This is a genomic window from Paenarthrobacter sp. FR1, assembly GCF_051106045.1.
GTDB classification, from domain to species: Bacteria; Actinomycetota; Actinomycetes; order Actinomycetales; family Micrococcaceae; genus Arthrobacter; species Arthrobacter nitroguajacolicus_A.
This window is the reverse complement of sequence record NZ_JBPFSF010000004.1, coordinates 55,404-78,139: the sequence shown is the minus strand read 5'-3', so window position 1 is coordinate 78,139 and position 22,736 is coordinate 55,404. Positions and strand designations below refer to the sequence as shown.

The window sequence follows — 22,736 nt, the reverse complement described above, 5'->3', positions numbered from 1 at the left end:
TGACCTGTTGGAAACTCAGAGTTAATCTTTCTCCCGGTTACTCACGGGCTGAAGAGGGCTATAGTGAGGGGACAGGACATTCGCTGATGCAGCCCGGCGGCCCGCTTTTCTTCCGACGCCGGAGGCCCCGCAATGACCGACACCCAAATCAGCAGCTTCATGCGCGACTGCGTGGTGTTCGAGGACGACACTGAGAAGGGCCTGGACTTTGACACCTTCTATGGCCTCTACATCAGTTGGTGCGTTCTCGGGCGCAAGATCCCCATCCCCGATTCCGCTTTCAAAACTGCCCTGACCCTCGAAGGCATCAAGCCCATCAAGGAAAACGGCCGGCGGATCTATCCGGGCCTGAGCATGGTGGGACCTGCCGCGAGGGACTACGTAATAAACGCCGTTCCCATGTGGACGGAGACCGCCACCGATCTACAGGTTTCAGAGATCCGCCAGGAAGCTGTGGCTGCCATCGCCTGACCCACTCGCCTGACCCGCTCGACAGTGAGCGTCCAGCCCATGCCCCTAGGATTCAATAGGGGTGTGGGCTGTTCCCATTTCCGGGTCCGTTGAAAGGAAGTATGTGAAGCCGTCCATCGTATGGTTCCGTGACGACCTGCGCGTCGCCGACAACCCGGCCTTGCGCGCAGCTGTTGACGACGGCGCGGCAGTAGCCCTTTACGTCCTTGACGAAGAATCGCCAGGCATTCGCCCGCACGGTGGTGCTGCGCGCTGGTGGCTGCACCATTCGCTGGCCTCGCTCCGTGGGGACCTCGACGCCCTCGGGATCCCTTTGTTGCTGCGGCGCGGACCCGCGGCCGACGTCGTACAGAAGACCACGACGGCGATTGGTGCCGGAGCGCTGTACTGGAACCGCCGGTACGGCGCCGCAGAGAGAACGGTCGACGCCGGCATCAAGACCTGGGCGGGCGACTTTGGACTGCACGTGTCCAGTTTTCAAGCCTCCCTCCTGCACGAGCCCTGGGAAGTGACCACCAAGACCGGCGGGCAGTACAAGGTCTTCACCCCTTTCTGGCGCACCATCTCCGCGCAGGACTTCCGTGAGCCGTTGCCTGCGCCCGGCGAGGGCCATGGGTTCACGGGTGAGTTGCCCGCCTATGACCAGTTGGAGTCATGGCACCTCCTGCCCACCACACCGGACTGGTCGGCGGGACTGGCGGAGGCTTGGACGCCGGGTTCGGCTGCAGGCCATCAACGGCTTGCCGAGTTCGTGGGCAACGGGCTGGGCGAATACAGCGAAGGGCGCAACCGGCCGGATACGGACGGAAGCAGCAGGCTCTCCCCGTACTTGCGCTGGGGTGAGCTCAGCCCGTTCGAGGTGTGGCATGCCCTGGGTTCCAAACGCTCGGAGAGCTCGTCGATTTACGCCTCCGAATTGGGGTGGCGAGAATTTTGCTGGCACCAGTATTTCCATAACCCGCAGCTGGCCACCGCCAACCTTCGCCCCGAATTCGATAGGTTCCCGTGGGCCTGGCCGGGAAGTAACGGCAGTCAAGGGAAGCACCCCGGCCACCAGACCGCACCCGAGGAGCTGCGCGCCTGGCAGCAGGGCCGTACCGGGTTCCCCATGGTGGACGCCGGTCAGCGGCAGCTATGGCACACGGGGTGGATGCATAACCGCGTGCGCATGGTGGCGGCGAGTTTCCTGGTGAAGAACCTTGGTATTCATTGGCAGCTCGGCGAGCAATGGTTCTGGGACACCCTGGTGGACGCGGATCCGGCGTCGAATCCGGCCAACTGGCAATGGGTGGCGGGCTCCGGGGCTGACGCCTCCCCGTTCTTCAGGATCTTCAACCCGGAGGCCCAGCGAACCAAATTCGATCCGCAGGGGAAATACATCGCCCATTGGATCCCCGAGTTCGGCACGCCCGACTATGCCGAGGAGATCGTGGATCTCAAGACCACCAGGGCCGAGGCGCTGGAGGCGTACAAGGGGATGAAGGAAGTCCACTAGCCGCTCCACAAGCAATAGCGCGGCGGAAAAACCGCCCTCTGGAAATTAGTAGGAAGTCCGAGTATATTCGGGTTCAGAGATGACCTGGATCACAGTTGGTCACGTTCCCCGCAGCGGTCCCAGCACCCAGCGGCACGGCAGTCATTCACGATGCAAAGGAGCATTCCACCATGGTGCGCGAGCTTTCACATTACGTAGATGGCCAAAGGATCGATGGCACATCGGGCCGCTTCAGCGACGTCTACGATCCCTGCACGGGCGAAGTCCAGGCCCGGCTGCCGCTGGCCAGCGCCGACGAGGTTCGCAACGCCGTCGCAAATGCCGAAAAGGGCCAGCTCGAATGGGCAGCCATGAACCCGCAGCGCCGGGGACGCATCCTGCTCAAGTTCGTGGATCTGGTCAACGAGAACATGGACGAACTCGCCAGGCTCCTGTCCTCCGAACACGGCAAAACCTTTGCTGATGCCAAAGGAGACATCCAGCGCGGCATCGAAGTCGTTGAATTCTCCGCGGGTGCCCCGCACCTGCTCAAGGGCGAGTTCTCGGACAACGCCGGCCAGGGGATCGACGTCCACTCGCTGCGCCAGCCCTTGGGTGTCGTCGCAGGCATCACGCCATTCAACTTCCCGGCCATGATCCCGTTGTGGAAGTCCGGCCCGGCGCTCGCGGCCGGCAATGCCTTCATCCTGAAGCCCTCGGAACGGGACCCCTCTGTTCCGTTGCGCCTCGCCGAGCTCTACAGCGAAGCCGGCGTGCCGAACGGTGTCTTCAACGTCATCAACGGTGACAAGGAAGCCGTGGATGCGCTGCTTGAAGACCCGAGCGTCAAGGCCATCGGCTTTGTGGGCTCCACGCCCATCGCCCAGTACATCTATGCCACCGCAGCAGCGCACGGCAAGCGCGCGCAGTGCTTTGGTGGGGCGAAGAACCACATGGTGATCATGCCCGACGCCGACCTCGACATGGCTGCCGACGCCCTGATCGGTGCCGGGTACGGTTCCGCAGGCGAACGCTGCATGGCCATCTCCGTGGCGGTGCCCGTTGGCCAGGAAACGGCCGACGCCTTGGTGGCCAAGCTGACCGAACGCGTCAAGGACCTGAAGGTGGGCCACAGCCTGGACAAGGACTCCGACTTCGGGCCCGTGGTGGCAGCATCCGCGAAGGAACGGATCGAGGGCTACATCCAGTCCGGCGTGGACGAAGGCGCAACGTTGGTCACTGATGGTCGCGGCCTCACGGTCGACGGCTACGACGGCGGGTTCTGGGTTGGCCCCACGCTGTTCGACAACGTCACCAAGGACATGAAGATCTACAAGGAAGAGATCTTCGGCCCCGTCCTCAGCGTGCTCCGCGCAACTGACTACGACGAAGCGCTCAGGCTCTGCAGCGAGCACGAGTTCGGTAACGGCGTCGCAATTTTCACCCGCGACGGCGACTCCGCCCGCGACTTCGCCAGCCGCGTCGAGGTGGGCATGGTGGGCATCAACGTGCCCATCCCCGTCCCGATCGCCTACTACACGTTCGGCGGTTGGAAGGCGTCCGGCTTCGGCGACCTGAACCAGCACGGCGCCGACGCCTTCCGCTTCTACACCAAGACCAAGACCGTGACGTCGCGGTGGCCCTCCGGCATCCGCCAGGGCGCCAGCTTCATCATGCCGGCAGGCAGCTGATGGGGGCTGGGGAGACAGAAGACGAGGTCCTCTTCGAACGCCGCGGCCACCTTGGCATCGTGACGCTCAACCGCCCCAAGGCAGTCAATGCATTGAATGCCGGCATGGTGAAAGCCATGCTCCGGCAGTTGACCGCCTGGACGGACGACGACGCGATTGCCACGGTCTTGGTGCGCGGCGCCGGGGACCGCGGGCTATGCGCCGGCGGCGACATCGTAGCCATCTATAAGGACATGTTGCACGGCGGCACGGAGACGGCCGAATTCTGGGCGGATGAGTACCGGTTGAACCTGCTCATTTCGCAGTACCCCAAGCCCTACGTGGCCTTCATGGATGGGCTGGTCCTGGGAGGGGGCGTTGGCGTCTCGGCCCACGGCTCGGTCCGTGTCGTCACTGAGCGGACCCGCACCGGGATGCCGGAAACCACCATCGGTTTCGTGCCCGACGTCGGCGGCACCCTGTTGCTGTCCCGTTCCCCGGGCGAGGCAGGAACCCACGCTGCATTGACGGGCGCCCACCTGTCCGGCGCGGACGCCCTGTTCCTCGGACTCGCGGACCGCTTCGTGCCGTCCGAAAGCCTCCCGGCGCTGGCTGAAGCGTTGGAAAGCTCGACGGCGGAGGCCGCCGTCGAGCGCTATGCCCAAGCGGCGCCGGACTCGGCGCTGGCGGGACAGCAGGAGTGGATCGACGCCGCCTACGCACACGACGATGCCGAGGAAATCGTGCGGAGCCTTCGTTCCGGTTCCGCCGAGGCTGTTGCTGCCGCTGACACCATAGAGGCGAAATCGCCCACCTCGGTGAAAGTCGCTCTGGAGTCGCTGCGGAGGGTCCGGGGGCTTTCCCTCGAGGAAGCGCTGGACCAGGAATACCGTGTTGGGCTGCGGTGCCTGGCCGGGCCTGACTTCCGCGAGGGGATTCGCGCGCAGGTGGTGGACAAGGACCGCAACCCCCAATGGAAACCGGCCACGCTCGCAGAAGTGCAGCCGTCCGACGTCGAGGGTTACTTTGCGACGCTGGGCGACCGTGAGCTGGGGCTTGCAGCCAGTCCAGTCCAGTCGAATTGAAGGAGACGAGCATGACGGAGAACGCAGCCATGTCAGATATCCCAGCCCCGGCAATGGGACTCATCGCTTTCCTCGGTCTCGGCCACATGGGTGGACCCATGGCGGCGAACCTGATCAAAGCCGGACACGACGTTGTTGGCTACGACCCCGTTCCCGCGGCGGTTGAAGCAGCGTTGGCCCACGGGATTCTTATGGCTTCCACGGCACATGAGGCTGCGGCGGAGGCTGCCGTGGTGTTGACCATGCTGCCCAGCGGCAAGCATGTACTGGACGCCTATCGCGGAGTGGACGGGCCAGGGCTGTTGAGCGTCGCCGGGCCGAACACCCTGTTCCTGGACTGCTCCACCATCAACGTGGACGAGGCACGGGAAGCCGCGGCGATCGCTGTGGAAGCCGGGCACCGGTCCGTGGACGCCCCGGTTTCCGGCGGTGTGGTGGGAGCCGAAGCGGGCACCTTGACCTTCATGGTGGGCGCCTTGCCGGAGGACTTTGAGACCGTCAAGCCCATCCTCGAACTCATGGGAAAGCGGATAGTCCATTGCGGTGACCACGGGGCCGGCCAGGCTGCGAAGGTCTGCAACAACATGATCCTGGGTGTGTCCATGATTGCCGTTGCGGAGGCCTTCGTGCTCGGCGAGAAGCTCGGGCTGACGCATCAGGCGTTGTTCGACGTCGCCTCCAATGCCTCCGGGCAGTGCTGGGCGCTGACCACCAACTGTCCCGTCCCGGGCCCGGTGCCCACCAGTCCCGCCAACCGCGACTACCAGCCGGGTTTCGCCGGTGCCCTGATGGCCAAGGACCTGCGCCTGGCACTCAACGCCTTGGAAAGCACTGGTGTTGCGGCGGAAATGGGACCGCTGGCGTCGCGTATTTACGATGCTTTTGCCGCCGGCGAGGGTGCCGGCAGGGATTTCTCGGGCATCATCACGGACATCCGCGACAAGTCCGTGTGAGAGGTTGAGCTGTGTACATGAGGTTTTTGACGAGAGGGAGAGCATGACGGAGCAGTACCAGAACATCGTGGTGGAACGTCGGGGCCGCGTTGGGCTGGTGACACTGAACCGGCCGGAAGCGCTGAATGCGCTGAACACGGCACTCATGAATGAACTCGTGGATGCTGTGACGGCCATGGACACCGACCCGGAGGTGGGGGCCGTGGTGATCACGGGCTCCGCCAAGGCGTTCGCTGCCGGGGCCGACATCAAGGAAATGTCCTCCAACAGCTACATGGACATGTACGCGGCAGACTGGTTCCGTCGGTGGGAGGACCTCACACGCCTCCGTATTCCCGTTATTGCTGCGGTTTCCGGTTTTGCCCTGGGTGGCGGCTGCGAACTGGCCATGATGGCCGATTTCATCATCGCCGGGGATAACGCCAAGTTCGGCCAGCCGGAGATCAACCTGGGCGTGATCCCGGGCATGGGCGGTTCGCAGCGGTTGACCCGCGCCGTGGGCAAGGCGAAGGCGATGGACATGCTCCTGACGGGCCGGTTCATGGACGCGGACGAAGCCGAACGCTCCGGCTTGGTCTCCAGGGTGGTTCCCGCTGCTGAGGTCATCGACGAAGCAATCAAGGCAGCAGAAGTCATCGCGTCAAAGTCCAAGCCCGCCGCCATGGTGGCCAAGGAAGCAGTGAACGCGGCCTTCGAGATGGGACTGTCCCAAGGGGTTGTCTTCGAACGGAGGGTGTTCCACTCGCTCTTCGCTACCGAGGACCAGAAGGAAGGCATGGCGGCGTTCAGCGAGAAGCGCCAACCGGAGTTCAAACACCGGTAATTCGCGCGTGTTTTCGGGTGCGGCGGGGATAGACTCGGTGCACTTACAAATGGGGAGAGAACATGTCAACGGAGATCGTTCAGGCTAACCACACTGAAGCTTCCACCCAGCCGATCAACCGGCAGGCCCTCGTAGCCGCCGCAATGGCAGTCGTTGCCCTCGTGGGGCTGTTCTTCGCGGGCATGGCCGTCATCGCGGTCTTCGTCGTTGGGGCAGGACACGTGGCCTTGAACCAGATTCAGCAGCGCGGCGAACGGGGACGCGGATTCGCCATTGCCGCTTTGGCTGTGGGTTACGGCATCGGTCTCCTGTCCTTGGGCTCGGCGCTGATCTTCGCTGTTACTTCCGCAACCCAGTAGGGCGCAGCTCACGCTCCATCCCACGTCACGATTCGGCTGATCGCGCCTCCTGTTAAGGGACACGAACAGACGGACACGAGGAAAATTCATGACGTGGCAATTCTGCGACAACGATGACTGCCCTGACAGCTGGCACTGGACGAACCTGGCCGGAACTCCCGAGGCCTGCCGCGGGTCCGATGAACACAGGTCCGCTGAGCAGGAGAACCGCAGAAGGGTTGTCCACTCATACTTCGCGGCGTAGGCTCCTGCGGGCCATCACCGCATTCGAGGAGTGAGTCATGGGACAGTTGATCGTCCAGGATTTTGTTACCGCCGACGGATTCGCCGCCGACACCAACAACGAGTTCAAGGCCTATGAGTTGCTGGAGGGTGGAACAGCCGAGTTCGATCGCGCCCAACTCGAATGGCTCGGCAGCGTTGAAGCCATGGTTCTGGGTGCCAACACCTACAGATACTTCGTGGAGTTCTGGCCGACGCCCGCGTCGGAGGGCGAGATCATCGCGCCAGCCCTGAATGGCTTGCGCCGCCACGTGTTTTCCCGCCAACTGAAGGAAGCCCCGTGGGGTGACTTCCCGCCGTCGACCATTGAATCCGGCGATGCGATCGAAGCGATCCGCCGCATCAAGCGCGAGTCCACCAAGGACATTGTTCTGTGGGGGAGCTTGTCCCTCGGTGAGACGTTCTTCGCGGCAGGCGAGGTTGACGCGGTCCGGTTGGTGGTCATGCCGGTGGGGCAGGGCGCCGGCCGGGGTGTCTTCCCCGCCGGACACGACCCCGCGCTGTTGAAACTCGTGGACGTGAACAGTTACGACCAAGGCCTGGTGGAGCTCAGCTACACCCTGCGGAAGCAGCCCTAGCGGATAGCTGCGCTGACAAGCGCCGCGTCGAAGAACGCCCGCTCCAGCCGGACTGCTTCCGCAAACGTCGCAGCCACGCGTTGCCGCTTTTGCGGCGATGAAGGTTCGACGGCGTCGAACTCGTCGCGCAACCACGCCACCCACGCGTTGTACTCAGGGTTGTTGTGGAGACGGATCCACTCGGCGTGCTTGGGTTCTGCGGGCCAGCTGTCAGGATTGCCTGCGCGGGCTGCCCAGTCGCCGTAGAGCCACTCGGCAACCAGCAGCACGGCCAGGACATCCGGGTAGGAACGGGTGGCGAGGGCGCTGCGCATAAGGGCATCGAAATCGCGGGTGGCCTGTCCGAGGGCTGGTGTTGTCCTGTCCGTTTCCGGAACGTCCAGTTCACTAAAGCAATCCTGGAAATACGTGTTCTCGTCCGAAGCAAAAGCGCCGAGGACTCCAGCGAACACCAGCCGCGAAGGCAGCAAGGGAGCCGACGCCACGGCCTGGCCCAGGAGGGCGGTGAACGCGTCGCAGAACTGGTAATCCTGCACGAGGTAGTGGCTCAGGTCCTCGTCCGGGAGGGACCCGTCCAGCAGTTGGTCCACGAACGGATGGTTGACGGCGGCGTCCCAATCCCCGGCGGACTGGTTCCTGAGTTCTTCGGCAAAGCCCACGGTGTTTCCTCCTGAAGTGTCAGCATCGGAGCCTAGCAGCGTACTGGGTTTTGGCGGCGGGCGTTACGCTATGGTGCCGCTTCCCGCGCCGGCGTAGGCTCTGGCCATGACGGAAACCCGCACGATCGTGGTTGGCTATGACGGATCCGAAGAAGCGAAGCGTGCCGTCCAATGGGCAGCCCGCCACGCGGTCCTGAGGGGCTGTTCCCTGCAGATTGTTCACTGCTCCCTGTGGGTCCTGCTGTCCCATAACAGGGGGCCTGTTCCCGGTGTGGCCGACAGCGGCCTGGAACGTGCGGCCCAGAAAGTCCTGGAAGAGGGTCTGGCGCTCGCAAAAGAGACCGTCCCCGATCTGGAAGTCCGCACCACGTTGCTTCACGGAATGCCCCGCGATCATCTCGCCCACGTTTCGGTTGGCGCTGTGATGTTGGTGCTCGGAAGCCGGGGCCTGGGCGGGTTCATGGGGCTGCTGGTGGGGTCAGTGAGCCTGGAAATGGCCGCAACGGCAGAGTGCCCGGTGGCAGTGATCCGCTCGGATGACCATCCGGAGGGCCGGGTGCTGCTTGCCATCGATGACTCAGGGTCACCGGCAGCCCTTGAGGATGCCTGTCTTTTCGCGGCAGCAACGGGTGCCGAACTCATGATCGTTCACGTACTGCACGAACCCGATGGCTACCGGCGGTTGCGGGAGCCAGTGGAGGCTTACCCGGACGCTGAAGCGATGCTTGACTCGGTGCTGAGCCAGGCCCGCCACAAAGCACCCGGGATCACGGTGGCCGGAGAGTTGCTGGTGGATGCTTCCTTCTCACGGGCGGTGGTCAAAGCCTCGCAAGGAGCACGCCTAACGGTGGTGGGGACCAAGGGGCATGGACTCATCAAGGGCACCATTGGGTCCACAGCCCACGCTGTGCTTCACCATGCCCATAGTCCCGTGTTGGTGTCGCGCCGGAAGGCCGAGCCGACGTAAGCCGTTGGGGGCCCTCAAAGGGACTCCCTCCCGCTGCGGCCCGGAACTAGTGTGAAGGTATGGACAATCGGGCAGAAGTACGCGAATTCCTGATCTCCCGGCGCGCCCAGGTGGCACCCGGGCAGGTGGGGCTGCCAGCCGGTTCGAATCGACGCGTCAAAGGTTTGCGTCGGAGCGAGGTGGCCACGCTTGCCGGGCTGAGCGTCGAGTACTACACCCGCCTGGAGCGCGGCGCCATCAGTGGCGCTTCGCCGCAAGTGCTCGAGAGCCTCGCCAGGGCGCTGAATCTGGATGATGCCGAGCGCGCCCACCTCTTTGATTTGGCCCATGCAGCGAGTCCAGTTGCCCGACCGCCGCGACGCCGGAACTCGAAATCCTATGTGCCCCACCAGAGCCTGCAGTGGGCCTTGGATGCTGTCACGGCCGGACCCGCGTTCGTCCGCAATGGCCGGATGGATCTACTGGCGGTTAATCCGTTGGCCCGGGCGTTCTACAACGACTGTTACGACATGCCGGGCCAGGCACCCAACATTGCCCGCTTCACCTTCCTGGACGATCGTGCGCATGAGTTCTACCCGGACTGGGACGCCTTCGCCGAGGTGACGGTTTCCATCCTGCGTACTGAAGCCGGCAGGGACCCGCACAACAAAGAGCTTCACGATCTCATTGGTGAACTCAGCACCCGCAGCGAGGAGTTCCGCACCCGCTGGGGTGCGCACAACGTCCGCCACCACGGCACGGGGTTCAAGACGTTCAACCATCCGATCGTCGGTGAGATGACTCTCGCCTTCGAGGGCCTGGAAATGGCCGCAGAACCCGGGCTGACGCTGACCATCTACGCTGCGGAACCCGGATCGCCGTCGGCCGAGCGTCTCCAGCTGTTGGCATCGTGGGCGGCCAGCGAATACGGTGTCCAGCTTGCACCCGAAAGGACCGTCGCGGACAGCTGACTGCCGGACGGCTGCTGCGTCTTCACCTACGCTCCCGCCGGCAAGGCGTGCAGCTTCAGAGGAACCTTACCGGGACCGATGGGCATCAGTGGTGAAGCCCTTCCTCTGGGTCCGTTCTTGCAGAGTTTCAAGTTCTTGGAAGAAGGTCAGTTGCCAGCCAGCAGGACCTTGAACTCTTCCGTTAATGGTCTCGAAGGGAGTTCTGATTGCAGGTGCGAGCACCTTCAATCCAAACTCTTCGGCGGAGGTCATTGCGACTTCGGTGTTGTCCACCTCAAGGGCGATTCGGGCAGTAGGCCCTTCGACAGATGGTGCGTTCTCGATAGCGTCGATGTTGTGAATGTGTGTGCGTGTGGCGAGCTCAATCGTCGCCGCGGCGACGTTCAGTATTGCCACTCGATCCTCACCGTCGGTTGCGAAAGCAGGCTGTTCCGTAAGCCCAAGGACGTCACGGTAAAAATGTAGGGCGCTATCGAAGTCGTCTGTTTCGATGATCAAACGCAACTGTCTGGGCGGCTGTGGAAGGTTCATGTCCATCATCTTGGAGGGTGACATGCGTGTCAGGTGCAAGTCCGTAGCGATCTCCTAGCCGTTTCAGCTGCCGAAGTTCGGCTTCGACGGTTTCTTTCTCGCTCTCCAGCCGCGCCCGCGCAGCTGTCACGGCCGCTAGGATCATTTCACGGTTTCTCTCGGGATTGAGCAAGGCAGGAAGCAGCGTGCGAATTACGGAGCTGCAAAAACCAGCTTCAAATAAGTCTTGGATCTGAAGCACAAGATGCTCGTCTTCGAACGAGTAAATGCGGTGGCCCGCCGAAGTCCGCTGCGGCTCAACCAAGAGCTGCTGTTCGTAATAACGCAGCGACCTGACGCTGACGCCAGTCCTCGTGGATAATTCTCCAATCCTCATACAACCGTCCTCGTTGAAGAAATCCGCCATATAACAGTCAACTCCACGATGGGGGACTTTGTCCCCACCATTGAGTTGCTCTCGGCGGAAATGCCGACGGGGGAACAGGCAGCCTTTGCTTCACTTCGGGCAAGAACCACCCTCAATATGGACACGAATTCCGAGGCGTCTCTGTCAAGACACCGGGCCCAGGAGACCCTCCGCGGTTGAGGTCCATGGGGAGATCAGCGCTCTTCTTCCGGCCGACGTTCCCGCCGGTCCTTCCGAAACAACACCAGGAGCGGCAGGAAGTAGAGCGCAGCTACTCCCGCACCCACCAGCACCGGACCGCTGGCTCCCAGCGCGGACTCCAATGCGAAGCCGGCCATCCAGGAACCCACTGCCGTGCCCAGATTGAACGCCGAAGTGCTGAGCGCCGAGGCCAGGGTTGGAGCTTGCCCGGCATAGCTCACGGCCTTGCCGATCAATATCGGGTTCGTTGCCATCCCGAAGAGGCCCAGCAGGAAGATCAGGACCACTGCGACCACCGCAAAGTGGGAGAACAGGAAGAGAGCGCCGAGAACCAGGAATGTCATGCCTGCTGAGATGAACAGTGCCGGGTATGGGCGGTGGGAACCGAAGTGGCCACCCAGGGTGGAGCCGATGAACGCCCCGACACCGTACGCCATCAGCACCAGCGGAACCGCGGCTGCGGCAAGCCCGGTGTTCTCGGTGAGCAGCGGAGAGATGAAGGTGTAGGCAGCCAAGGAAGATCCGCACACCATCGCGCAGCCCGCCAGGACAAGCCATACCCTCGAGTCCCGCATACTCGCCAGCTCAGCACGCACCGACGGGGTGGGTCCCGAAACAGGATCCTCGGCAACCAACCGGTACACGGCAACTGCACCCACCAGGGCCAGGCAAGCGAGTATCCAGAACGGTCCCCGCCAGCCAATCACCTGACCGGCAAACGCCCCAAGGGGAACACCCACCACATTGGCAAGCATCCCGCCGCCCAACACCACCCCCAGCGCCCGCGAAGCTGCCGCAGCGCCTGCCGCTTTGGCACCCACGACGGCGGCTACCGCCCAAAAAGCGCCTGTCGCCAACGCCGTGAGGAAACGCGCGCCAAGAATGATCGTCAAGTTCGAGGAAAGCGCCACAATCACATGACCCACCGCGAAGACCACCAATGCGAGACTCAGAGTCAGGCGGCGTGGCAGCTTAAGAGTCAGGATGGACACTGTAGGGGTACCCACGATCATCCCCACCGCGAAGATCGTGATCATGAGGCCCGCACCGGCTACGGACGTGCCGAGGTCAGTGGCGATTTCCGGCAGGATGCCGGCAACAATGAACTCCGTGGTCCCCATGAGGAACACTCCGGCTGCCAGGACGTAGGCCACCAACGGCAGACGCCGGGTCTTGGCGGTGGGAAAGGTTGTGGTCATGGATCCAGAACATCAGGTTCACAGCGGGGGAGGGAGTCCCGCTTGAGGGAGGTCCTCCGAGGGACTCCCTCGCTGCGCAAAGGCTATGGGATCGCTGACCTTATATTGTCAGTGCCTGCTGCCAGAGTAGGGGAATGGAACGAATTGGGGAGAGGCATACGGGCACAGCAGTGGCGCTCGGGCGCGCTCCCGTCGTTGTGGATTCCGTTCAGCCAGGCAGGGGTACAGCCAGCACCGTTAGTGGGGGCCTGATCGAGCAGTTGCGGGCCCTGGAGGAGATGAAATCGGCGATCACCGCTTTGCAGGCGCGGGTTGCTGTGGCTTTTGATCTGGCTCAACGTCAGGAGCAGGCCGAGGCAGGGGTCCCTTCCTCGGAGCGCGGCCAGGGCGTAGGAGCCCAAGTGGCGCTGGCAAGGAGGGAATCACCGAACCGCGGCTCCCGGTTGCTTGGTTTGGCGAAGGCCCTCGTGATCGAGATGCCGCACACCTTGGCAGCGCTGCAGTCCGGGCAGCTGAATGAGTGGCGTGCCACGCTGCTGGTGAAAGAAACCGCGTGCCTGTCTGTTGAGGACCGTGCCGCTGTCGACGAGGAGCTCGCCCCCGACACAGGGACCTTTGCCGGGAAGGGCGACAAAGCGATCGTGGCCGCGGCGAAAGCTGCCGCATATCGGAGGGATCCCCGGTCAGTGGCCGGGCGTGCCAGCCGCGCTGCAACCGAGAGGACAGTGAGCCTGCGTCCGGCGCCGGACACCATGACCTACCTGACGGCCCTCCTTCCCGTTGCCCAGGGAGTGGCGGTCTACGCGGCGCTGACCCGGGCCGCAGATTCAGCCCGTTCCAGCGGCGATGGCCGGAACCGCGGTCAAGCCATGGCCGATACCCTCGTCGAACGCATCACCGGTACCCCGGGCGGGATTACGGGAGTCAACCTGGACCTCGTTATGACTGACCGCACCCTGTTCCAAGGTGACAGTGAACCAGCCCGGCTCAAGGGCTATGGAATCGTCCCCGCTGAATGGGGAAGGGAACTGCTCGGAACAGGGCAAACCGGTCAAGGTCACGCGGCAGTGCCGAAGACAGAGCTCACTGTCTGGCTTCGCCGGCTCTACACGGCTCCAACCACGGGAGAACTCCTTGCCGCCGACTCCAAGGCCCGGGTCTTCGCTGGTGGGCTCCGGCGCTTCATCGAAACCCGTGACGACACCTGCCGGACGCCGTATTGCGATGCGCCCATACGGCATATTGACCATGTGGTTCCGTGGCGTTCCGGTGGGCAAACAAACCTCGCTAATGGCGCAGGACTATGCGAAGCATGCAACCACACGAAGGAATCCCCTCGGTGGAGCACCCGTGCTGTGCATGCCGACGTGCACACCGTGGAAATCCGTACGCCCACTGGGCATACTTACCAATCGAAAGCGCCACGCCTGCCCGGGCATCAGCCTTCCAGAACGTAGAAACCCCGGACACGTAGAAAAGCCCGTTCAGCGCCTTAGTCTTCGAAGTCTCCGGCGTCCCTGCGGAAGGTGCCCAGGACGCGGATGAGGTGATCGACGTCGTCGGGCCCGAAACCTGACTTGCCGAAAACCTCGGCGTTGAGGGCCGCCGTCGCTTTCTTCGCGAGGGTGCGGCCCTCGGCGGTGAGCTCGATCAGGGTGGTGCGTCCGTCTGTTGGATGCGGGGAACGCGCCACCAGGGCGGCTTTCTCCAAGCGGTCGACGGCGTTGGTCACCGAAGTGGGATGGACCTGCAGGAGCGCGCTGGCTTTGTTCATGGGCAGCGCGCCGCTGCGGGCGAAACTCAGCAGCGCCAGGAGTTCGTAGCGTGCGAAAGTCAGCCCAAACGGTTTGAGCACCGTTTCGATGCGCGCCAGCAGGATCTGCTGGGTGCGCATGATCGCGGTGATGGCGGCCATGGGCGCCGCGACGTCGCCCCAGCCATGCCGTTCCCAGTTACGCTGGGCGTCGGCGATGGGGTCGCGGGGGAGTGGGGTGCCCATGGGCCTCCTTCGGTTGCTTGGTTGGCCTGATGTCCCGGGTGGCTAGTCTTTCAGATTCGGGAACTCTTCCTCGGTGTATTCGACGCCCAAACCGGCGGGCAGCGGGCCATCGCCATGCCGGGCAACCTCTGTCCCGCGCAGTTCAACTCGCCGGATCTTGCCTGAGATGGTCTTGGGCAGCTCACCGAATTCGAGCCGGCGAATCCGTTTGAACGGCGCCAGATGCTCGCGGCAATACCTAAGGATGTCCTCCGCGACCGCCGGCCCGGGTTGGTAGCCGGCAGCCAGCACCACAAACGCTTTGGGCACCGAGAGCTTCACGGCATCAGGCGAGGGTACGACGGCGGCCTCCGCCACTGCGGGATGTTCGATCAGCACGCTTTCGAGTTCGAACGGGGACAAACGGTAGTCGGAGGACTTGAAGACGTCATCGTCCCGGCCTACATAAGTGATCACGCCCTCGGCGTCCCGGCTGGCCATGTCGCCGGTGTGATAGTAGCCGTCGCGGAAGGCCTCGGCCGTTTTGGCTGCGTCTCCGAAGTAGCTCTTCATGAGCCCCACGGGCCGGGGGTCCAGACGCAAGCAGAGTTCGCCGTCGTCGGCTTCCTTCCCGGTGTTTGGATCCACCAGGACAACGTCGTATCCGGGGAGTGGCCTGCCCATGGAGCCGATCTTCACCGGCTGGGCCGGTGTGTTGGCGATCTGGACGGTGGATTCTGTTTGCCCGAAACCGTCGCGGATGGTGACGCCCCAGGCTTCCTCCACCTGGCCAATGACCTCGGCGTTGAGGGGTTCGCCGGCCGAGACGACCTTCAGCGGAGGGGTAGTGAGCTGGGTAAGGTCGGCCTGGATGAGCATGCGCCACACCGTGGGCGGAGCGCAGAAACTGGTGACGCCTTCGCGGCCCATCTGGTCCATGAGGGCGGCGGCGTCGAAGCGTTCGTAGTTGTAAATGAAGACGCAGGCCTCGGCGATCCAGGGCGTAAAGACGTTGGACCACGCGTGCTTGGCCCAACCAGGCGACGCCACGTTCAGGTGTACGTCGCCGGGTTCAAGGCCGATCCAGTACATCGTGGACAGATGGCCCACGGGGTATGACGTGTGAGTGTGCTCCACCAGCTTGGCGCGGGACGTGGTGCCGGAGGTGAAGTAGAGGAGCAGGGTCTCGTCTGCCTTGGTGGTTGCGTCGGGCGTGAAGTCCGTGCCGGCGTCGTACGAATCCGCGTACTGTTTAGCGTTCGCATTGGTGCGCTCCGCACCGATCTCGATCAGCGTGTAGTCACCCTCCACCGCCGCGAACTTGCCGATGTTGGCGTTTCCGACGGCAACCCAGTTGGCCCCGCCGCGTTCCACCCGGTCCTGGAGATCGCGGGCACCCATGAGGGTGGTGGTGGGAATCATGACGATGCCCAGCTTGATGCCGGCCAACATGAGTTCCCAGAGTTCCACTTGGTTGCCGAGCATGATGATCATGTGGTCGCCGCGCTTGACTCCCTGATCCCGCAGCCAGTTGGCCAGCTGGGATGACCGTTGCGAGAGGTCCTTGAAGGTTCGGCGGGTGGAGCTGCCGTCCTGTTCCACGATGACCAGCGCGGGCTTGTTGCCCTTGGTCCGGTCCGCGGCGATCTGGTCGAACCAGTCGAGGGCGAAGTTGAATTCCTCGAAGCGTGGCCACTGGAATTCGGCGTGTGCCTGCTTGTAGTCCTCGCGCAGCTCCAGCAGCCGGTCGCGGGCCGCACGGAAGTCGTCTGTGACTGTCATAGTCCGCCTTTCGCTTTCGGAGTGCCCGGCACCGTTGCCACAGCATCCCGCCTAGTGATCCACATCACCTTGCAATATACTAGGACATCCAAGGGTTTGGAAGAGCCTGTGCGGGACATGACGAAGGGGTCTGATGCTCGACGACAAAGCTGCCGGCACCGTTACCAGTGGTGCGGCGACAGAACACGTCCTCCCTCCTTACCCGGAGGCGGACCTGATGCACGTCATAGACCTGCTTCCGGCGGGAGAGCGTGCGCGATACCTCGAAATCCGGGAGTTCCTGCAAACACGGATCCGGGCAGCAAGCATTGACTACTGGAACCGGGAAGAGTTCCCGTTCGGGCTGCTGGCCGATATGGCCAAGTTGGGACTCGGCGGGTTGCAGACGGACGGCTCCTCCAAGTTGTTCAAAGGCCTCATGTACACCGAGATTGCCCGGGCCGACGTGTCTCTATCGGCCCTGGTGGGCATCCATAACGAACTCATCGTTGGCATGATTGACGAGCTTGGGTCTCCCGAGCAGAAGCGCCGCTGGTTGCCTGGACTGGAGGCCTTGACGCAGCTTGGCGCCTTCGCCCTGACCGAACCGGACCACGGTTCCGACATCGCCGGAGGGCTCTCGACGACGGCGCGGCGCGACGGCGGCGAATGGGTCATCAGCGGTGCCAAGCGCTGGATTGGGGCCGGCACGATTGCCGACTTCGCGTTGGTCTGGGCTCGTGACGAATCCGATGGGCAGATCAAGGGCTTCATCGTGGAGACGGACCGCCCCGGCTACTCGGCCACCAAGATCTCCAACAAGATCGGACTCCGCATCATGCAAAATGCGGACATCGTGCTGGACGATGTCCGCATTCCGGCGGAAAACCTGCTGCCCGGAGCAACCGAGTTCTCACGGGCCAATGACTTGTTGCGGGATTCCCGGGCCTGGGTTGGGTGGCAGGCTGCGGGTATCCAGTTGGCTGCCTTTGATATCGCCCGGTCCTACGCCTTGGAGCGTCATCAGTTCGGCAAGGAACTGGCTCGCTTCCAGCTGGTCCAGCAGCAGCTCGCCGACATTCTGGGTAATGCCAACGCATCGCTGTCCATGATGGTGGAACTCGCGCGGATCCAGCAGGCCGGGAAGCTCGAAATGGTGCAGGCTGCCATGTGCAAGGCCACCACCACCCGGCTGGCGCGCTCATCCGTGGCGATGGGACGCTCCCTCCTGGGCGGGAACGGGATCACCACGGATTACGAGATGGGCAAGCTCTTCGGTGACGCCGAGATTCTCTACACCTACGAGGGCAGCTACGAGATCAATTCCATGATCGTGGCCCGGGCGGTAACGGGTAAATCTGCGTTTGTCTGAGACCGCCCGGGCGTGGGTCACGATTTCTGAGCTACCACCAAGGCCGGGTCCGGCTCCGGATCCGAAGGCGTAGCGACGGCTGCGTGTTCGGCCAGGACTCCGGTCTTGTGCCTGATGCGCAGGCGGTAAAGCAGCGTGCCGCCGATGATGACTGTGCCAACAAAGATCACACCGCCCCATTGCAGGTACCACTCGAACGGCGGCACCGAGTTGTAAATCTCCGGCCGCGGCCACACCAGGTTCAGCGTCATGGCACCGCCCCACAGCACGGCCAGGATGTTGACGGGCAGCCCCCATTTTCCGAGGCTGAAGCCCGGTTCTGATCCGTCGTCCCTGAGGGGCCACTTCTTCAGGAAACGGCGCCGCAGCATGGGCACGGTCACCAGCAGGTAGGACAGGTAGATCAGGACGATGCTGATGCTGGAGAGAATGGTGAAGATGGCCGGCTGGGAGATGTTGACGATCAACGGAATAACGGCCACCACACCAATGACGATGGCAGCGACGGTGGGAGTCTTACGCGTGGGATGCACCTTGCTGAGCTGACGGCTGAAGGGAAGGTTGTTGTCCCTGGCCATGGCGAACATCATCCGGATGGCTGCTGCATGGACGGCCAGTGTGCAGACCACCACGGCCACCACGATGCACACCAGGAAGGCCTTGCCGAAAGGCCCGCCCAGCACCGACAGCACGATGTACTGCAGCCCGCCATCGGCCGCTCCGAGCTTTGGATCTGAAAGATCGGGCGCAGCAAGGATTCCGCCCAGGAGGAGCAGGCCTCCGAGAAGGAAGGACGCCGTGACGGCGCGCAGGATCGCCCTGGGTGCCGTCTTCTTGGGGTCCTTGGTTTCTTCGCCCAAGGAGCTGGCGGTGTCGAAGCCGTACATGACGTACCCCGAAGCCATGGCAGCAATGAGGAACACTCCGAAGAAGCCCAGAGGATGCTCTTCACCGAATCCGGCAGTATCCAGGAGGACTTCCGGCCCCCGCACGGAGTGCCAGATAAGCGCCGCAATGAGCAGGACGGCCGCAATCAGTTCCACGAACACGCCCACGCTGTTGATCATGGTCATCAGTTTCACGCCGAACGCGTTGATGAGGGTGGAAATGCCGATCATGATGCTGGCCAGGACAACCCCGTTGACCGCAAAGTCATAGGGCCCCGTTCCATCACCCACCAGTTGGAAGCCGCTCCAGATCTGGGGCAACGTGATTTGGAGGGCCAAGGCAACCGAACCCAGGGCCATGATGGAGGAGAGCAGCAGCAACCAGCCCGCCAACCAAGCCCACGTTCCGGTGGAGAGCCTCTTGGCCCAGTTGTAGACCGATCCGGCCACGGGGTAGCGTCCAGCCAATTCCGCGAAGCACAGGGCGACCATGAGCTGGCCGACGAAGACGATGGGCCACGACCAAGCGTAGGCGGGTCCCGCCGTCGAGAATCCGAAGTAAAACAGTTGAAAAACGCCGGTGAGGATGGAGATGTAGCTGACGCCGGCGGCGAAGCTGGCGAACTTACCGATGCTGCGGTCCAGGGTTTGGGCGTAGCCAAACTCGTCCATGCCGCTTGCATCGCTCTTGCAGGGTCCTAATTTGCTGGGTTCTGACATGCGAACTCCTAGTTCAGACGTGCACGAATGGTGATTACCTGCGGCCGCCGTTGGTCGCAGTCGAAATCAAAGGCCGGGCACCACGCTGTGCCTCCGGCTGTTCCCCCATTGTTTGTTGCGTGGGTCTAAAAGCAGGGTGCCTGTTCAGGCGACAGACAAGCTGAAGCCGGCTTCCGCCGTCGTGGTTTCCTCCGTCCGGTTGCTGTTGAAATCGGCCCTGATGAGATCGGCGCAGCGTTCGCCGATCATCATCACGGTGATATTCGGGTTGACGGTGACGTGTTCCGGCATGACGGAGGCGTCCGCCACGCGCAATCCGGTAACGCCCTTGACCCGCAGTTCGGGATCCAAGGGTGACATATGGTCGTCCACCGATCCCATGCGGACAGTGCCGACGGGGTGGTACACGGTGTTGTGCGTTTTGCGGATGTAGTCCTGCAGTTCCTCATCGGTTTGCGCTTCGATACCAGGGGAGAGCTCCCGACCGGTCCATTCAGCCATGGCCGGCTGCGTGGCGATTTCGCGGGCTTTGCGGATACCGGCCACCATGACGCGCATGTCGTGGCCCTCCGGATCGGTGAAGTAGCGAGGGTCCACCATGGGCTTGTCCCGGAAGTCCCGGCTGCGCAGCCTGACCGTGCCGCGGGAACGCGCGTGGGTGACGTTCGGAGTCAGGCTGAAGCCGTTCTCCGTGGTGGGGTAGCCGTAGCGCAGGGTGTTCATGTCGAACGGGACGGAGCCATAGTGCATCATCAGGTCCGGGCGGTCCAGGCCCTCTTCGGTGGGAGTGAAAATGCCGATCTCCCACCACTGGGTGGAGGACTGCACCATGGGCTGCTTGGCCTCGAACTGCACCACGCCCTCCGGGTGATCCTGCAGGTGCTCGCCGACGCCCGGGGAATCCACCAGGACCTCGATGCCATGCTGCTCGAGGTGCGCGGCCGGGCCTATGCCGGAGAGCATGAGGAGCTTGGGGGAATCGATTGCGCCGGTGGACAGGATGACCTCGTGATGTGCGTTCAGCCTGTGTGTGCGGCCGAAGGCCGAGTCCACGACATCGACGCCGGTGCAGCGCTTGTCCGCGTCGAATACCAGTTGGCGGGCCCGGAGGCCCGTGAGGAGCGTGAAGTTGGGGCGGTCAATGATCGGGTGGATGTAAGAGACGGAACTGGATGAACGCGTCCCGTCAGAGCGGCGGTTGATCTGGAAGAAGTTGGCGCCGTTGACCACGGTGGTGCCGTCGTTGAACTTTGCGCGGGGAATGCCCGTCTGCTCACAGGCATTAAGGAGCGCGACGCCGGCGGGATCGTTCGGAGGAACGTTCATCAGGTGCACCGGGCCGTCGTGGCCATGGTGTGGAGCTTCCGGTCCAGCGTCCTCGTTGCTTTCCAGGCGCTGGTACAAGGGCCAGGCGGCAGCAGCGTTCCAGCCCGTGGCGCCGTACTTCGATTCCCACTCATCCAGGTCTTCGCGGGGAGCCCAGAAAGCGATGCAGGAGTTGTGGCTGGAGCAGCCGCCCATCACCTTGGCGCGGGCGTGGCGCATGAAAGAGTTGCCGTTTTCCTGCGGTTCCACCGGGTAATCCCAGTCGTAGCCGGATTCCAGCAGCTCCATCCAGCGATCCAGTTGCAGGATCTCCGGCAGGTTCCTGTCATCCGGACCCGCCTCTACCAACGCCACTGTAACGTCAGGGTCCTCGCTCAGCCTGGCGGCAACGGCGGCGCCGGCCGATCCTCCGCCAATGACGACGTAGTCGAACCCGCGCTCGCTGAGGTTCTCAATGTTGTCAAGGTGCATCTAGTTCTCCTTGCCGTGGTCTGCGAACCAGCCGGTCACCTGCGGGCTGGTGTTCTGGTAGATGTGCTTGGCTTCCTGGTATTCACCCAGTCCGGTGGGGCCGAGCTCGCGGCCGACGCCGGACTGGCCGAAGCCGCCCCACTCGGCCTGCGGAAGGTAGGGGTGGTAGTCGTTGATCCAGACCGTGCCGTGCCGCAACCGTCCCGCTACCCGCTGGGCCTTGCCGGCATCCTGAGTCCAGACGGCGCCCGCCAGCCCGTAGATGGTGTCGTTGGCGGTGGCCACGGCTTCGTCCTCGGTCCGGAAAGTTTCCACCGTCACTACCGGGCCAAAGGCTTCGTCGGCCACCACGGACATTCCTCGTTGGACGCGGTCCAGGACGGTCGGCTGGTAGTAGAAGCCGGCGTCGTACTTTTCCCCTTCAGGTGCTGAGCCGCCACACCGCAGCCGGGCACCTTCCGCTACGCCGCGCTGGACGTAGCTATGGACCTTCTCCCGGTGCGCTGCGGAAATCAGCGGTCCGGTTTCGGCGGACTCATCGAAGGGGCCGCCGAGGCGGATCTCCTGTGCCCTGCGGACCAGTTCGTCAACGAAGCGCTCGGCGATGGATTCCTCCACCACCAGCCGCGCCCCCGCTGAACAGACCTGCCCTGAGTGCACGAAGGCACCGTTCAGCGCGTTGTCGACGGCGGCGTCGAAGTCAGCGTCAGCGAACACCACGTTGGGGTTCTTGCCGCCGAGCTCCAGTGCCACCTTCTTTACGGTGCCCGCTGCTGCTGCCGCCACGCGCTTGCCGGTTTCCAGTCCGCCGGTGAAGGATACGAGGTCGACGTCGGGGTGCTCGGAAAGCGGCGCGCCCGCCTTTGCGCCGGGGCCGGTGACGAGGTTGGCAACGCCATCCGGCAGGCCGAGATCCTTGAGCAACTGCATGGCAAGGATGGCGGTGGAGGGGGTCAGCTCGGCGGGTTTGAGGACGAAACTGCAGCCTGCGGCCAGCGCGGGCGCGATCTTCCAGGCGGCCTGCAGCAGCGGATAGTTCCATGGGGTGATGAGGCCGCAGACGCCAACGGGTTCGTAGACGATTCTGCTGACGACGGCGGCGTCCCCGGCGTCGACAATCCTGCCTGCCGACTGCCCGGCGAGCCTGCCGAAGTATTCGAAGCAGGCCGCGATGTCGTCCATGTCGATACGGCTTTCGATGATTCTCTTGCCCGTGTCCAGGGATTCGGCGCGGGCGAACTTTTCCCGTCGTTCGCGGAGTTCTCCGGCGACCTTCAGTAGGAACGCGCCCCTTTCGGGAGCGGGGACGTGCGCCCAAACGCCGGAGTCGAAGGCCGCGCGGGCTGCGGAAATGGCACGCTCGGCATCTTCGCGGCCGGCTTCGGACACCGTGGCGACCAGTTCGCCGTCGGCCGGGTTGTGGATTGCGCGCACCGCACCGGAAGCGGCTGGCTCCCACGATCCATTGATGAAAAGAGTGGAGGCGGAATCGGAAAATGTGGCTTGGGTCATACGAGGGAGGTTAGTGCATCTTGAACATCTGTTCAAGGAAAATTATGAACAGATGTTCAAAATGACGTGCAGGGTCGGCTTGGAGGACAGGGCTGACACTC

The 22,736-nt window shown here is 63.3% G+C and carries 22 protein-coding genes; 13 read left to right on the top strand and 9 right to left on the bottom strand.

Annotation, left to right across the window (positions count from 1 at the left end; genetic code table 11):
- Nucleotides 1–132 precede the first annotated feature (132 nt).
- From ACR30Z_RS09245 to ACR30Z_RS09205, 9 genes are all read left to right on the top strand, one after another.
- On the top strand, nt 133–471 hold the full coding sequence (locus ACR30Z_RS09245; protein WP_434372236.1) for a hypothetical protein: 339 nt from the start codon (nt 133–135) through the stop codon (nt 469–471).
- 103 nt (nt 472–574) lie between these two features.
- The gene (locus ACR30Z_RS09240) at nt 575–1,966 is read left to right on the top strand and encodes a cryptochrome/photolyase family protein (RefSeq protein WP_434372234.1); all 1,392 of its coding nucleotides are present in this window, start codon (nt 575–577) and stop codon (nt 1,964–1,966) included.
- Between the two features lie 170 nt (nt 1,967–2,136).
- Nucleotides 2,137–3,636: a CoA-acylating methylmalonate-semialdehyde dehydrogenase gene (locus ACR30Z_RS09235; RefSeq protein ID WP_434372232.1), complete on the top strand. Its 1,500-nt coding sequence runs from the start codon at nt 2,137–2,139 to the stop codon at nt 3,634–3,636.
- Nucleotides 3,636–4,700: an enoyl-CoA hydratase/isomerase family protein gene (locus ACR30Z_RS09230; protein WP_434372230.1), complete on the top strand. Its 1,065-nt coding sequence runs from the start codon at nt 3,636–3,638 to the stop codon at nt 4,698–4,700. Before ACR30Z_RS09235 ends, ACR30Z_RS09230 begins: the two co-directional genes overlap by 1 nt.
- Before the next feature lie 11 nt (nt 4,701–4,711).
- Nucleotides 4,712–5,653 carry a 3-hydroxyisobutyrate dehydrogenase gene (gene mmsB, locus ACR30Z_RS09225; protein WP_434372228.1) on the top strand — a complete coding sequence of 314 codons (942 nt, stop codon included), beginning with the start codon at nt 4,712–4,714 and terminating at the stop codon, nt 5,651–5,653.
- A 43-nt stretch (nt 5,654–5,696) separates the two neighbouring features.
- Complete coding sequence (locus ACR30Z_RS09220; protein WP_434372227.1) at nt 5,697–6,476, top strand: enoyl-CoA hydratase; 780 nt, start codon at nt 5,697–5,699, stop codon at nt 6,474–6,476.
- 62 nt (nt 6,477–6,538) lie between these two features.
- Nucleotides 6,539–6,835 carry a DUF4190 domain-containing protein gene (locus tag ACR30Z_RS09215; protein WP_208760042.1) on the top strand — a complete coding sequence of 99 codons (297 nt, stop codon included), beginning with the start codon at nt 6,539–6,541 and terminating at the stop codon, nt 6,833–6,835.
- A gap of 88 nt (nt 6,836–6,923) precedes the next feature.
- Complete coding sequence (locus ACR30Z_RS09210) at nt 6,924–7,079, top strand: hypothetical protein (RefSeq protein WP_434372226.1); 156 nt, start codon at nt 6,924–6,926, stop codon at nt 7,077–7,079.
- Between the two features lie 37 nt (nt 7,080–7,116).
- On the top strand, nt 7,117–7,695 hold the full coding sequence (locus tag ACR30Z_RS09205; RefSeq protein ID WP_144652693.1) for a dihydrofolate reductase family protein: 579 nt from the start codon (nt 7,117–7,119) through the stop codon (nt 7,693–7,695).
- Here ACR30Z_RS09205 and ACR30Z_RS09200 read toward each other — a convergent pair.
- On the bottom strand, nt 7,692–8,354 hold the full coding sequence (locus tag ACR30Z_RS09200; protein ID WP_434372225.1) for a TenA family protein: 663 nt from the start codon (nt 8,352–8,354) through the stop codon (nt 7,692–7,694). The genes ACR30Z_RS09205 and ACR30Z_RS09200 overlap by 4 nt on opposite strands.
- A gap of 106 nt (nt 8,355–8,460) precedes the next feature.
- Here ACR30Z_RS09200 and ACR30Z_RS09195 point away from each other — a divergent pair, with 106 nt between their 5' ends.
- Together ACR30Z_RS09195 and ACR30Z_RS09190 are read left to right on the top strand one after the other, a co-directional pair.
- The gene (locus ACR30Z_RS09195) at nt 8,461–9,321 is read left to right on the top strand and encodes a universal stress protein (protein WP_434372224.1); all 861 of its coding nucleotides are present in this window, start codon (nt 8,461–8,463) and stop codon (nt 9,319–9,321) included.
- A 59-nt stretch (nt 9,322–9,380) separates the two neighbouring features.
- Nucleotides 9,381–10,271, top strand: a complete 891-nt coding sequence (locus ACR30Z_RS09190) for a helix-turn-helix transcriptional regulator (protein WP_144652696.1) — start codon at nt 9,381–9,383, stop codon at nt 10,269–10,271.
- A 66-nt stretch (nt 10,272–10,337) separates the two neighbouring features.
- On the opposite strand, the gene ACR30Z_RS09185 is transcribed toward ACR30Z_RS09190, so the two are convergent.
- The 3 genes from ACR30Z_RS09185 to ACR30Z_RS09175 all read right to left on the bottom strand — a co-directional run bounded on the left by ACR30Z_RS09185 (nt 10,338) and on the right by ACR30Z_RS09175 (nt 12,608).
- Nucleotides 10,338–10,769 carry a VOC family protein gene (locus ACR30Z_RS09185; protein WP_434372223.1) on the bottom strand — a complete coding sequence of 144 codons (432 nt, stop codon included), beginning with the start codon at nt 10,767–10,769 and terminating at the stop codon, nt 10,338–10,340.
- Nucleotides 10,741–11,208, bottom strand: coding sequence for a MerR family transcriptional regulator (locus tag ACR30Z_RS09180; RefSeq protein WP_434372222.1), 468 nt, complete (start codon nt 11,206–11,208; stop codon nt 10,741–10,743). The genes ACR30Z_RS09185 and ACR30Z_RS09180 overlap by 29 nt, the downstream gene beginning before the upstream one ends.
- Before the next feature lie 194 nt (nt 11,209–11,402).
- Complete coding sequence (locus tag ACR30Z_RS09175) at nt 11,403–12,608, bottom strand: MFS transporter (RefSeq protein ID WP_434372221.1); 1,206 nt, start codon at nt 12,606–12,608, stop codon at nt 11,403–11,405.
- A gap of 134 nt (nt 12,609–12,742) precedes the next feature.
- On the opposite strand from ACR30Z_RS09175, the gene ACR30Z_RS09170 reads away from it, so the two are divergent.
- Nucleotides 12,743–14,065: an HNH endonuclease gene (locus ACR30Z_RS09170; RefSeq protein WP_434372220.1), complete on the top strand. Its 1,323-nt coding sequence runs from the start codon at nt 12,743–12,745 to the stop codon at nt 14,063–14,065.
- A gap of 35 nt (nt 14,066–14,100) precedes the next feature.
- Here ACR30Z_RS09170 and ACR30Z_RS09165 read toward each other — a convergent pair whose 3' ends face one another.
- Both ACR30Z_RS09165 and ACR30Z_RS09160 read right to left on the bottom strand, forming a co-directional pair.
- The gene (locus ACR30Z_RS09165) at nt 14,101–14,607 is read right to left on the bottom strand and encodes a MarR family winged helix-turn-helix transcriptional regulator (protein ID WP_105693751.1); all 507 of its coding nucleotides are present in this window, start codon (nt 14,605–14,607) and stop codon (nt 14,101–14,103) included.
- 42 nt (nt 14,608–14,649) lie between these two features.
- Nucleotides 14,650–16,368, bottom strand: a complete 1,719-nt coding sequence (locus ACR30Z_RS09160) for an AMP-binding protein (RefSeq protein ID WP_434372218.1) — start codon at nt 16,366–16,368, stop codon at nt 14,650–14,652.
- 133 nt (nt 16,369–16,501) lie between these two features.
- Here ACR30Z_RS09160 and ACR30Z_RS09155 point away from each other — a divergent pair, with 133 nt between their 5' ends.
- Entirely contained in the window at nt 16,502–17,719 is a 1,218-nt protein-coding gene (locus ACR30Z_RS09155) for an acyl-CoA dehydrogenase family protein (RefSeq protein ID WP_434372217.1), read from the top strand.
- 17 nt (nt 17,720–17,736) lie between these two features.
- Here the strand turns inward: ACR30Z_RS09155 and ACR30Z_RS09150 are convergent, their stop codons facing one another.
- From ACR30Z_RS09150 to ACR30Z_RS09140, 3 genes are all read right to left on the bottom strand, one after another.
- A complete protein-coding gene (locus tag ACR30Z_RS09150; RefSeq protein WP_434372215.1) occupies nt 17,737–19,326 on the bottom strand; it encodes an APC family permease in 1,590 nt (529 codons plus the stop codon).
- Nucleotides 19,327–19,470: 144 nt separating this feature from the next.
- Complete coding sequence (locus tag ACR30Z_RS09145) at nt 19,471–21,123, bottom strand: GMC family oxidoreductase (RefSeq protein ID WP_434372213.1); 1,653 nt, start codon at nt 21,121–21,123, stop codon at nt 19,471–19,473.
- On the bottom strand, nt 21,124–22,635 hold the full coding sequence (locus tag ACR30Z_RS09140; protein WP_434372211.1) for an aldehyde dehydrogenase family protein: 1,512 nt from the start codon (nt 22,633–22,635) through the stop codon (nt 21,124–21,126).
- Nucleotides 22,636–22,736 lie beyond the last annotated feature (101 nt).